The sequence below is a fragment of the Bordetella holmesii genome (assembly GCF_020735985.1).
In the GTDB taxonomy this organism is placed as follows: domain Bacteria; phylum Pseudomonadota; class Gammaproteobacteria; order Burkholderiales; family Burkholderiaceae_B; genus Bordetella; species Bordetella holmesii.
In genome coordinates, this window is sequence record NZ_CP085973.1 from 1,997,144 (window position 1) to 2,009,898 (window position 12,755).

A 12,755-nucleotide genomic window follows, 5' to 3' on the forward strand; every position below is an offset into this window, starting at 1 on the left:
CTACATCAGCCGCGCAAGGCACGCCCGTCATCCATGCAAAGCGTCGTAGATACGCTGGGCCAATTCCTCAGAAATCCCCTCCACCGAGGCCAGATCCTCGACGCTGGCCGAGGTCACGCCCGACAATCCGCCAAACCGGGCCAGCAACCGCTGCCGCCGTTTGGCGCCAATCCCTTCGATTTCCTCCAGCCTGGAGATATTGCGCGCCTTGGCTCGTTTGGCGCGCATACCGGTGATGGCAAACCGGTGAGCTTCGTCACGCACCTGAGCGATCAGCATGAGTGCTGCCGACTCTTTACCCAAAGCGATGGGCGCGCGGCTATCGGCGAACACCAGTGTCTCCAGACCGACTTTACGTCCCTCTCCCTTGGCCACCCCCACCAGCGCGGCAATATCCAGCCCCAATTCTGCGAATACCTGGCGCGCCACCTCCACCTGCCCCTTGCCGCCGTCGATCAGCACCAGACCGGGCATGGGGGCCTCGCCATCGGCCACCTTGCCGAAGCGGCGCGTCAACACCTGCCGCATGGCCGCATAGTCATCCCCCGGCGTGATGCCGACGATGTTGTAGCGCCGGTACAGCGAGGGCTGCATATCGTGGTGCAGAAAGACCACACAGGACCCCTGAGTGGCCTCGCCCGCGGTATGGCTGATGTCGAAACACTCAATCCGCAAGGCATCCAAGGCGGCCTCATCGGTGTCCATGTTCAGGGTCTCGGCCAACATCAGCGTACGCGCGGCACGCGCGCCGGATTCGGTCAGCGCCCTGGCCAGGGCCAGTTCGGCGTTTTTCTGCGCTTGCTCCAGCCAGGAGCGGCGCACGCCCTGCGGACGCGTCAAAAGACGACAGCGCGTGCCTGCCTGTTCAGCCAGCAGGCCGATCAGGTCGGGGTCAGGCAAGGCGTGCGAACACACCAGCACTGGCGGCAACGGACGGTCGGCATAATGCTGCGCGACAAAGGCTTCCACGACTTGCGGCCCCGCCTCGCCATCGGCGTGCGTCGGGAAGAACGGTTTGTCGCCCAGATGGCGGCCACCGCGCACCATGGCCAGATTGACGCAGACTTTGCCGCCGGCGGCGGCCACCGCGATCACGTCGGTGTCTTCGCCGCCGACGTTCTCCATGGTCTGCTGATGCAGCACCTTGGACAGCGACCCCATCTGATCGCGCAAAGCGGCAGCCTCCTCAAAGCGCAACTCGGAAGACGCCTGCAACATGCGCGTCTCTATCTCGTCCATGACCTCACGGGCTTCGCCGTTGAGGAAACGGGCCGCGCGCTGCACGTCGCGCGCATAGTCGGCCGCCTCGATGGCCTGCACGCAGGGCGCTGAGCAACGGCCGATCTGATGCAGCAGACAGGGGCGTGAGCGGTTGGCGAAAACGGTGTCTTCGCAGGTACGCAGCCGAAACACCTTCTGCAGGATCTGTATGGTCTCGCGCACCGCCCAGGCATTCGGGTAAGGGCCGAAGTACTGTCCGCGCTTGTTGGTCGCGCCACGATAGTAAGCAATGCGTGGCCAGGCGTGGCCGGTGATGAGCAAGTACGGATAGGACTTGTCGTCCCGGAACAGAATGTTGTAGCGCGGGTGCAGACTCTTGATGAGGTTGTTTTCAAGAATCAGCGCCTCGGCCTCCGAGCGCGTGACCGTCACCTCAACGCGCGCGACTTTGCCCACCATCTGCGCAATACGCGGGCTGGCCAGGTTCTTCTGGAAGTACGACGACACGCGCCTCTTTAAATCGCGCGCCTTACCGACATACAGCACCTCCCCGGCGGCATCCAGATGCCGATAGACGCCAGGCAGGTGCGGCAGATCAGCCAGAAATGATTTGAGATTGAAGTCGTCGGGCATGCTGATAGCGAGAATCGGCCTGCAGGCCATCCCAGTCCGGGCTGGCAAAAGCAGGCATCAGCCGGCGAATGCGCGCCACCGATTCGGCAGCGAGCTGCACGTCCAGGCGGCCCAGCAACTCGTCGGCAAGATCAGGACGGTTGCAGACCAGCACCATGTCGCACCCTGCGCCCAGCGCGGCCTGAGCCCTGGCCAGAATGTCGCCCGCCACGGAAGCCCCCTCCATGGTGAGGTCATCGGAAAACACCACGCCATCGTAGGCCAGCTTGCCGCGCAGGATCTCGGTGACCCACCGGCGGGAAAAACCGGCAGGCTGACTGTCCACCTTGGGATAGATGACGTGGGCTGGCATGACAGACGACAGCACACCATCGCCCAACCAGCCATAAGGTGCGGCATCTTCGCGCAGGATCTCGGTCAGCGAGCGTTTGTCGACCGGGATCTCGTGATGCGAGTCGGCCTCGACGAAACCGTGCCCGGGGAAATGCTTGCCGCATGCGGCCATCCCCGCCAGCGCCAGCCCCTGGATCAAGGCCCGAGCCAGCATGGCCACCACGCGTGGATCGCGGTGCAAGGCGCGATTGCCGATCACTTTGCTCACGCCATAGTCGAGATCCAGCACCGGCGTAAAGCTCATGTCCACGCCGCATGCCCGCAGCTCGGCGGCCAATACATAGCCCGCTTCGGTTGCCAGGCGCATGGCTAGCAAGGGATCACGATCCCATACTTGCCCCAATGCACTCATCGCCGGCAACGCCGTGAAGCCGTCCTCACGAAAGCGCTGTACGCGGCCGCCCTCATGATCGACCGCAATGAGCAGCGGTTCGCCGCGGGCCTCATGAATCTTGCGGGTAAGTGTGGTCAGCTGCGCACGGTTCTCGAAGTTGCGTGCAAATAAGATGACTCCGCCGACCAACGGATGCCGCAGGCGTTGTTTCTCTTGCTTGGTGAGCCGGGTCCCGGACACATCGACCATGACCGGCCCCGGAGCCAATTTCTGGTGCTTCTTGGATTTCGACATCAAACCATCCTCAGGTGTTGCTGGCCCCGAGCCGGGACTCCACGATGACATAGGCCGCCGCCATATCGGACTCATCAGTGATCGAGACATGCGCCGCGCCGAAACGCTGCTCAAACCAGGGCAGCAATGCGGGATCGATGACCAGGACAGGCCTTCCCCCGGGGGCGTTGAGGGTCTGCACACGATTCCACGTCATGGGCATGCGCATGCCCAATCCGATCGCTTTGGAAAACGCCTCTTTGGCCGCGAAGCGCGTGGCCAGAAAACGAATGCCGCACGCAGGATCACGCGTTCGACGTGCACGAAACTTGGCCATTTCCTCGATGCCGAGTATTTTTTCGGCAAAGCGATCACCATGGCGCTCCAGCGCTCGGGAGATACGATCGACGCGGATCAGGTCCATGCCTATGCCGGCGATGGCGCCGCTGGGGGGACTGAGAGAGACCATGACTCAACCGGAAAACGCGGCGCGAAACAGCGCTGCAATAGCGAAATCATACGCGAGCCCGGCCTGCTCGACATTCATGTAAAAACCCCCGGAGGTTGGATCTCCATCCAACTTCCCGGGGGTCTGTCCATCGACCTGCGGCCTCGCCAACGAAAATGGGAATCTATCGGCCCCGCGCCTGAATCATGAGCGCCTTCATATCGCGTATTGCCTTCTCCCAACCGTCGAAGACGGCCTGGGCCACGATGGCATGTCCGATATTGAGTTCGGAAACCCCATCGATGGCCGCGACGGGCTGCACGTTGCCGTAATGCAGGCCGTGGCCCGCGTTGACCCGAAGCCCGTGGCGCAAGCCCTCCTGGACCGCGGCCTGAATACGCAGCAACTCCCGCCCGGCGACCTCGCCCTCGGCCTCGGCATAGGCGCCCGTATGAAGCTCTATCACCGTAGCTTTGGCGCGCGCGGCCGCTTCGATCTGGCCATTGTCCGGATCGATGAACAGCGACACCCGAATACCTGCCTCGGTGAGCAGCGCCACGGCGTCGGCCACGGCGTCGAACTGCCCCACCACGTCCAGGCCACCCTCGGTCGTGAGTTCGGCACGTTTTTCCGGCACCAGGCAGACATCGTCAGGTTTGACCGCGCAGGCGATTTCCAGCATTTCCGGAGTCAATGCGCACTCGAGATTCATGCGGGTGCGCAATCGCGGGCGAATGGCGTAGACATCCGCATCCTGGATGTGCCGCCGATCTTCGCGCAGATGCAAGGTAACCACATCCGCCCCGGCATCCTCGGCGCGCACGGCCGCCTCCACCGGATCGGGGTAGGTAGTGTGGCGCTGCTGACGCAGCGTGGCCACATGATCGATATTGACGCCAAGTTCAATCATTGCTGTTGCGAAGTCCTGGGTTGAGTCTCGGGCATGGCAGTGTTCTCCAACCAGCCACCGCCCAGCGCTTTGTAGAGTTCGACGCGATTGATGAGCGACGCCAGCCCTGTCTGCACCAAGGCCAACTGCGCATCGAAAAGATCCACCTGCGCCGTCTGCACCTGCAGATAACTATCTATGCCGCTGGTATAGCGCATGTTCGACAGCTCGAGCGACCGCGCCGATGAGGCTTGCAGACCGCGCTGCGCATCCAACTGCGCACTGTAGGTGGCCTCACCGGCCAGCGCATCGGCGACCTCGCGGAACGCCTGCTGAATGGTTTGCTCATACTGCGCCACGGCGATATTGTCGCGCGCCTTGGCCAGATTCAGCCCTTCGATGATGCTGCCACCGGCAAACAACGGGGTGGTGATCTGAGGCGAAAAGCTCCAATAGCCCTGACCGCCCTTGAAAAGCGTATCCAGCGAGGGGCTGGCCACGCCGAGCAAGCCGGTCAGCGATATCGTCGGGAAAAAGGCTGCCCGCGCCGCGCCGATATTTGCCTTGGCGGCACGCAGCTGGTTCTCGGCAGCCAGAATATCCGGGCGGCGCTCGAGCATGTCCGACGGCAGGCCGGCCGGTACCGTGGCCAGAATCTGGTCACGCCCGAACTCGGCCGCAGGCGGCAGATCAGCCGGCAGGCTGGGCACCCCGAGCAGCACCATCAGCGCATTGGCCGCCTGGGCATGCGTGCGCGCCAATTGCGCCAGATTCGAAGACGCCGAATCCAGCAAAGAGCGCGACTGGTTCAGGTCGAGTTCGGACGACACACCGCCGTCGAAGCGGGTCTTGACGAGGTTATAGGACTCCTGCCGCGACTGCAGCGTTCTGCGCGTGAGATCGAGTTGCACCTCGGCGGCACGCAGATTGAAATACGCCTCAGCAACCGCACCAATCAACGTAATGTGCACCGAGCGTTGTGCCTGCTCGGTCGACAAATACTGTTGATAGGCGGCTTCCGACAGATTACGCAGGCGCCCGAACAGATCGATCTCGAAGGAGGTCAATCCGAGACCGGCTTGGTACTGGCTGCTGATCGACGACGAATTGGGGCCGGCAGCGCGCATATTCTTCGGCAAATGCTGCCGAGTCCCTTGCGCGCCCGCGCCTATCGCCGGCCATTGCGCGCCGCGCTGCACGCCGTATTGCGCGCGCGCGACCTCGACGTTCTGGACGGCCACACGCAGGTCTCGGTTGTTGGTCAGCGCCAGCTCTATCAAAGCCTGCAGGCACGGATCCTGGAAGAAGCTGCGCCACCCTATGTCGGCCGCTGACGTGCCGGCGGGAGGCGCCACGGCCACGGCCGGCTGCGAACCCAGCTGGGTGGGCCGCTCATAACCGCCGTAACTGACCTTGGGTTGATCCGGCCAATTCGCGCGCACCGGCGCCTCGGGGCGATGGTAGTCGGGCGCCAGCGAGCAACCGGCCAACCCGGCCGCCAACAGCACCACTACGCCACGCTTATACATCAGGGCCGTCATTCTTTATTCTCCTGACCGCCTTGGTTCGAAGTATCCCCGGGCAGCTTGCCGTCCTGCTCCTTCTTGGCGACCTGCTCGGCCTGGAAGGCACGAAGCTCGGCGCCCAGCAGGCGCGGACGGGTTTTCACCAATTTCATGACGACCACGAAGAAAGTGGGCACGAAAATCACGGCAAAAGGCGTGGCGGCAAGCATGCCCCCCAGCACGCCGATACCGACGGCACGCTGGCTGGCCGCGCTGGCTCCCGTTGCCAAGGCCAAAGGAACGACCCCGAGAATGAAGGCCAGCGAGGTCATCAGAATCGGGCGAAAACGCAACCGCGCCGCCTCCACCGCCGACGCATACAGACCATTGCCACGCGCGTACTGGTCTTTGGCAAACTCGATGATCAGAATGGCGTTCTTGGCCGCCAGACCGATCACGGTCACCATCCCGACCTGGAAGTACACGTCGTTAGACATGCCCATCAAGCTGACCAGGCCCACTGCACCCAGCATCCCCAGCGGCACCACCAGCATCACCGACAGCGGGATGGCCCAGCTTTCGTACAGGGCAGCCAGCACCATGAAGACCACCAGCAGTGCCAGGCCCATCAGAATGACCGCCTGATTACCGGCAAGCCGCTCCTGATAGGACAGGCCATTCCACTCGTAGCCAAAGCCCGCGGGCAACTGCCCGACCAGACGCTCCATCTCCGCCATGGCTTCGCCGGTCGAATAACCGGGCGCGGCATCGCCGCCGATGCGCACCGCTTCGTAACTGTTGTAGCGCACCACCTGCGTCGGACCCTGCGACCACTTGGCCGTCACAAAGGCCGACAGCGGCACCATACCGCCATCTTTGTTACGGGCGTTGAGCGCGAGCACCTGATCCATGTGCATACGGTAGTTCTGGTCCGCCTGCACCCAGATGTTCTGCATGCGCCCCAAATTGGGGAACTTGCTCAGATACGCCGAGCCGATGGCCGTCGAGATAAGCGTGGAGGCTTCGGAGAAGTCCACGCCCAGCGCAGCGGCCTTGTCGCGGTCGATGTTCAGCGACAACTGCGCACCTGGTCCCAGACCTGTAATACGCACCTGGGACAACACCGGGCTTTGCATCGCCAGACCCATCAACTGTCCGGTCGCCGCGGCGAGCGCCTCGCTGCCGGAAGCACTGCGGTCCTGCAGGCGGAAATCGAAACCAGCCGCGTTGCCCAAAGAGGAAATGGCCGGCGGCACCACGGTAAATACCATGGCGTCCTTGATGCCCATGAACAAGTGCTGGAACGCCCCACCGGCGATCGCTTGCGCCGAGTCCTGTGCGCTCTTGCGGTCAGCGAAGTCCTTGAGCGTAGTGAACACGAGCGCCGCATTCAAACCGTTGCCGTTAAAGGAAAAGCCCTGCACGGCCACGATGTTCTGTGTCGTGGGCAGCCCTTTGAAATAGTGCTCTACCTGCTCGATCACCTCGATCGTGCGGTTGGCAGAAGCCCCGGCGGGCAACTCGATATTGCTGATCACATAGCCCTGATCTTCTTCAGGCAGGAATGCCGAGGGCAATCGCAGGTAGAGCCAGCCGAGCACCACGACCAGCAAGCCGAAGACCAGCATCATGCGCCCGCCCTTGTGCAGCACGCGCGAGATCCAGTCCTGGTAATGGTGAGTGGTGGCCTCGAATTTGCGATTGAACCAGCCGAAAAAGCCTTTTTTCTCGTTCAGGTGACCCTTGGGAATAGGCTTGAGCAAGGTCGAGCACAAGGCCGGCGTGAAGCTCAACGCCAGGAACGCCGAGAAGAAAATGGACACCGCCATGGCCACGGCAAACTGGCGGTAGATCACACCGACCGAGCCGCCCATGAACGCCAGTGGCAGGAACACGGCAACCAGCACCAGCGTGATACCCACGATGGCGCCGGTGATCTGCGGCATGGCTTTGGCGGTCGCCTCCTTGGGCGGCAGCCCCTCGGTGGCCATGATGCGCTCGACGTTCTCCACCACCACGATCGCGTCATCGACCAGAATGCCGATGGCCAACACCATGGCGAACATGGTCAGCACGTTGATCGACAGCCCCAGCGCCAGCATCACGGCAAACGCACCCATCATGGCAACCGGCACTACCAGCGCCGGGATCAGGGTGTAACGCACATTCTGCAGGAACAGGAACATCACGAGAAACACCAGCACCATGGCTTCGATCAGGGTGTGGATCACTTTCTCGATGGACACCTTCACATAGGGGGCGGTGTCGTAAGGAATTTCATACTTGATGTTGTCGGGAAAATACTGCGACAACGTGGCCATCTGCTTGCGCACGCCCTCGGCGGTCTCCAACGCATTGGCGTCAGGCGACAGCACGATGGCAAATGCCGCCGTAGGCTGGCCGTTGAGGCGGGCGCCGAACTGGTAGTTGTCCGATCCGACCTCGATGCGCGCGACGTCGCGCAACATAACCCGCGAGCCATCCGTATTGGCGCGCAGCACGATCTTGCCAAAGCCTTCGACGGTGCTCAACTGGCCGTTGGCCGTGACCGTGGCGGTCACACGCACGTCCTTGGGATTGGGAGGTGCACCAATCGAGCCGCCCGAAATCAGAACGTTCTGTGCCGCGATGGCCTGATTGACCTCCTGCATGCTCATATTGAAGCCGACCAGCTTCTGCGGGTCGACCCAGATACGCATGGCGCGCGGCGCGGCAAACAATTGAAACTGCCCCACGCCCGGCACACGCGAAATCGGGTTCTTGATGTTGCGGGTGATGTAATCGGCCAGCGCGGCCTGATCCAGGCTACCGTCAGTAGACGACAGAGTCACAAACAGCAGAAAGCCCGCGCTGGTCTGCTCATATTGCAGACCTTGCTGGGTCACCGCCGACGGCAACTGAGCCGTGACGTTGGAAATCCGGTTCTGCACGTCCACCTGCGCCAGATCCGGGTCGGTGCCCGGCCGGAACGTGGCCGTGATCTGCGACTGGCCATTCGAATCGCTGACGGACTCGTAATACAGCAGGCCTTTGGCGCCGTTGAGCTCATCCTCGATGATACTGGTCACCGTCTCGGCCACTTCCTGGGCCGACGCGCCAGGATAGGTCGCGGTGATGGAAATGGATGGCGGCGCTACGTCGGGATACTGCGACACGGGCATATTGGGGATAGCCAATATGCCTGCCATGAGAATGAATAGCGCAACAACCCAGGCGAAGATGGGTCTATCGATGAAAAATTGCGGCATGTGGGCTGACTCTGAAAGCGATGCTCACGAAGGAGGAACGCGGCTCGCGCCGCGCGCCGCTCAGGAGTTGGGTTCCTTTTTGGCCGGAGCCTGCCCGTCTGCGGGCGTGGCACCAGGCTGGCCGGCAGCGCCCGCCGCCTTGCCATTCGGGTTCCAGGGCGAGGTCTGCACAGGTGCACCGGGCCGTATCTTCTGAAAGCCCTCAACGACCACCACATCGCCGGCCGAAAGACCGCTGCTGATGATCCACTGATTGTTCAGGGAAGAACTGGTGCTTACCGCCACCTGCTGAACTTTGCCGTCCTTGACGACCATCAGGCTTTGCAGGCCGTCAGCCGTGCGCTGCAGCGCCTGCTACGGCACCAGCAGGGCCTTGTCGTCCACGCCTTCGTCCAATCGGACGCGCACATACATGCCCGGCAACAGGATTTGATCGGGGTTCGGCACTTCGGCGCGCAAATTCACATTGCCCGTGGAGGGGTCGACAGTGATGCCCGTAAACAGCAACTTGCCCGGCGACTTATAGACCGAGCCGTTCTCCAGAATGATGGACACCCGTGCGGCATTCGGACCCAGCTTTTGCAACTGGCCCGAGGCAAACGCCTCGCGCAAGCGCGCCAGCTCGGAGGTCGATTGGGTAAAGTCCACATACACCGGGTCGAGCTGTTGCACCACAGCCATTTGCGTGGCCGACGTCGCTTCAACCAACGCACCTTCGGTGATCAAGGGCTTGCCGATCCGGCCGGTAATTGGCGAGGTCACCTCCGTGTAGCCGAGATTGATCTTGGCCGAGGTCTGCGCGGCACGGGCAGCTGCCACGACCGCATCGGCCTGGCGAAAGCTCGCAACGGCGTTGTCGTACTCCTGCTTGCTCACGGCATTGGCCTTGACCAGCGGTGCGTAACGGTCAGCCAGCAGCTTGGCGCTATACAGATCAGCCTGAGCCTGCTTGAGTTGCGCGGTCGCCTGATCGTAGGATGCCTGATACGACGCAGGATCGATCTTGAACAGAACCTGGTTTTCTTTGACGTCGCCACCTTGCTCGAACAGGATTTTCTGCACGATGCCCGTGACGCGGGCGCGGATCTGCGCATCGCGCACCGCATCGACACGGCCTGGCAAGTCGGAAACAATCGATGCCTTCTGGGGCTGCACCGTCACAACCGCGACTTGCGGCAAACTTTGGCTTTGCTGCGGCTTGTCGCCGCAACCGACCAACATCCAGCCAAGTGCGACAACGATGCCCAGACCCGAGACACGCTGAGGTGAAAAACGCATGGATCCCTCACGGAGTGAAAACACGCCCCCCACACTTGCGCGCTAACGCTTGTTGTGTTCATAAGGGAGGGGTCGCGGACCCACGTAATGTAGCCTACTTTTTGAGGGCAAACCCTCATTTTTGGCGGAATATGCTGTGCAGAATCGCCGTGTCGGTGTATCGGCGTGCCGCGGGCCCTGCCCGGTCTTCAGCAGGGCTGAACCTGGAGCTGCCCGAGAAACACATAACCCATGCCATGCACCGTGTGCAAAGGCAGTTCGGCGCCGGCCTCGCTGACCTTCTTGCGCAGCCGGCTGATCGCCACATTAAGGGTGCGCAGATTGGACCCTGGCAGGATCTTGCTCAGGACGACACGCGACAGCTCCCTGCCCGGAGACTCGGCAATTGCCTGAAAACACACACGCTCGAGCGCGGTGAGGCTGATGCGTATGCCCCGCGGCGTACCTAGCACCCAGCCGCGATAGAGCAGATACCAAGTCTCACCGGAGTCTGCCGGTATGACCTTGGAAGAGAATGCGACCTCGGTCGACGGGCCAGAAGCATGGGAAGGTTGGGCCATGGCAGTATTAGGAAGGGAGGCAGCAAAGACGCAGATCGCGCAGTAGCTTTCTTAAAGGCACGTCAGGCTACGACAGATTGCATAAGCCTCCGGCTTCCTTCCATATAAAGCAGACCTATCTGAACCGATCCACGACCCGGCCCGGATCAATGGCCAGGGCGGTGTACGTCATGCGCGACGAACGGATCCTGCTCGGATGGACGGTCCAGCACCCCGGGCTGCTCCAGAGTACGGCGAATATCCGCCAGGCCGGACTGCCAGTGTTCCCGCATCGCCTCGGTGCTGAACTCATAATCCTTAGAATGCCGCTCGTAGTGCTTGGCTTCGTAGATGAGGTTCACGATATTGACCACGGGCGTGCAGGCCTCGGCACGCAACTCGGCGAGCTCGGGACTGTTGCGCTCGGTTTCGGGCAAGCGTTCCAGGAGCTGTTGCAACCCGCGACGCAAGCGCAGGACATGAGCGAAGTTATCCGTGACGGTACGGGTACGGCTGGAGTACTGGATGTCTTTCTGGCGCTCGGCCACTTCATCCATCGTGGTGGGCAACGGCCCGCGCGCAGGCCACAGGTCCACCTGAAAGGCCAGCGTATCGCGCAAAGGCGAGTCCGAAAGCACTTTGGCCAGCGGTGTGTTGGATACCATTCCCCCATCCCAGTAGTGCCTGCCATCGACCTCGATGGCAGGAAATCCGGGAGGCAGGGCGCCCGAGGCCATGACATGCTCAGGACCCAGTACGCGGTCGCGACTGTCGAAATAGTTGAAATTACCGCTGCGCACATTGACCGCGCCAAAACTGGCGCGCACGCCGCTGCGGTTGAGCAAGTCGAAATCGACGAAACGGCGCAAGGTGTCGGCCAGGGGCGCTGTGTCGTAAAAACTGGTCGAAGCCTGCCCGGCGTTGCTCAGCAGATAAGGTGAGGGATAACGGGGCGTGAAAAACCCGGGCTGCCCATGCCAGACCGCATTCAGCGCCGCCAGATGGCCATTGACCTGCGGCGAACCAAAACCGAAAGGCAAGCCCTGGAACATCGGCGCCCAGACGTCGCCCCACGGCAGCCCGGAAAACCCCGTTGGACGGCAGATGGCCTCCCAGAATCCCCGCAGCCGTTCGACCCGTTCATCCTCGGGCGAGCCGGCGATGATGGCCGCGTTGATCGATCCGATGGAAATCCCGGAGATCCAGTTCGGCCGGATGCCCGCTTCGTGCAACCCTTCATAAACGCCGGCCTGATAGGCGCCCAGCGCGCCGCCTCCCTGCAGCACCAGGGCCACCGTATCAAACTCCCGCGACGCGCGCCGGCTCTTGGTGTGCGCCGCAGCTTGCGGGGAACGTTGCTTGGCCATGGCCAGATCTCGCCGCCGGGTTATTTGGCGGCCGGCGAAGCCGCACCGGCGATAAAGGGGTACTTCTGAAAGATCAGCGCCACGGCAGCATCGACACGCTGCTGGCTCTCGGCCCAATTCGGCTCCGAGACTTCGCCGGTCACCACGCCCTCCCAAACCAGCTGTTTGCGCCGGCGGTCCACCAGATCCACATTCAATGTGCCCTGCGTGTACTGATAGACGTCGTCGCCCCATCCATATCCGGGCCAACCGCCATAGAACCCACCGCGGTAAGCGTAATACGGCATGGGCGGTGCGGCAGCCTGAACAATCTGCACCTTGTTTTCCAGCTTGGCGCTGAAATTAACCTGCAAATCGGGCTGATTTTCATTGTAAACATAGCCACGGCGCGCCATTTCCTGGCGCACGGCGTCTTTGAGGCGTTCGGTCAACAGGCTGCTATAGCCCGCTTTGTCCGTACCCAGGGGCGACATGAAACCATAGCTGTGATACTGAGCAAAATCGACCTTGTGATCGTAATCGCTGCGCACCACCGGTTGCGACGCGCAGGCAACCAGCGTTGCCACCAAACTCACCACACACAACATCCTGGGAACTGCCTGCATCCTCTTCTCCGTGCCATACGCA

Annotated in this window: 9 protein-coding genes and 1 pseudogene; all 10 read right to left on the reverse strand. The window is 62.1% G+C overall.

Going from position 1 to position 12,755, the window contains the following annotated elements:
• Positions 1-27: 27 nt before the first annotated feature.
• Complete coding sequence (gene uvrC / locus LK440_RS09570) at positions 28-1,854, reverse strand: excinuclease ABC subunit UvrC (protein ID WP_005013308.1); 1,827 nt, start codon at positions 1,852-1,854, stop codon at positions 28-30.
• Complete coding sequence (gene nagZ, locus LK440_RS09575) at positions 1,817-2,875, reverse strand: beta-N-acetylhexosaminidase (protein ID WP_005013306.1); 1,059 nt, start codon at positions 2,873-2,875, stop codon at positions 1,817-1,819. The genes uvrC and nagZ overlap by 38 nt, the downstream gene beginning before the upstream one ends.
• A gap of 10 nt (positions 2,876-2,885) precedes the next feature.
• Positions 2,886-3,323 carry a holo-ACP synthase gene (gene acpS, locus LK440_RS09580; protein WP_005013304.1) on the reverse strand — a complete coding sequence of 146 codons (438 nt, stop codon included), beginning with the start codon at positions 3,321-3,323 and terminating at the stop codon, positions 2,886-2,888.
• Positions 3,324-3,486: 163 nt separating this feature from the next.
• Positions 3,487-4,212, reverse strand: a complete 726-nt coding sequence (locus LK440_RS09585; RefSeq protein WP_005013301.1) for a pyridoxine 5'-phosphate synthase — start codon at positions 4,210-4,212, stop codon at positions 3,487-3,489.
• Positions 4,209-5,732 (reverse strand): efflux transporter outer membrane subunit, encoded by a 1,524-nt coding sequence (locus LK440_RS09590; RefSeq protein WP_005013299.1) that lies wholly within the window; start codon positions 5,730-5,732, stop codon positions 4,209-4,211. The genes LK440_RS09585 and LK440_RS09590 overlap by 4 nt, the downstream gene beginning before the upstream one ends.
• The gene (locus LK440_RS09595; protein WP_005013296.1) at positions 5,729-8,944 is read right to left on the reverse strand and encodes an efflux RND transporter permease subunit; all 3,216 of its coding nucleotides are present in this window, start codon (positions 8,942-8,944) and stop codon (positions 5,729-5,731) included. The genes LK440_RS09590 and LK440_RS09595 overlap by 4 nt, the downstream gene beginning before the upstream one ends.
• A gap of 60 nt (positions 8,945-9,004) precedes the next feature.
• A pseudogene (locus LK440_RS09600) lies at positions 9,005-10,222 on the reverse strand (efflux RND transporter periplasmic adaptor subunit).
• A 188-nt stretch (positions 10,223-10,410) separates the two neighbouring features.
• Entirely contained in the window at positions 10,411-10,782 is a 372-nt protein-coding gene (locus tag LK440_RS09605) for a helix-turn-helix domain-containing protein (protein ID WP_005013288.1), read from the reverse strand.
• Positions 10,783-10,928: 146 nt separating this feature from the next.
• On the reverse strand, positions 10,929-12,128 hold the full coding sequence (locus LK440_RS09610; protein ID WP_005013287.1) for a DUF3734 domain-containing protein: 1,200 nt from the start codon (positions 12,126-12,128) through the stop codon (positions 10,929-10,931).
• A 20-nt stretch (positions 12,129-12,148) separates the two neighbouring features.
• Entirely contained in the window at positions 12,149-12,715 is a 567-nt protein-coding gene (locus tag LK440_RS09615) for a DUF4136 domain-containing protein (RefSeq protein ID WP_005019217.1), read from the reverse strand.
• Positions 12,716-12,755: the final 40 nt, after the last annotated feature.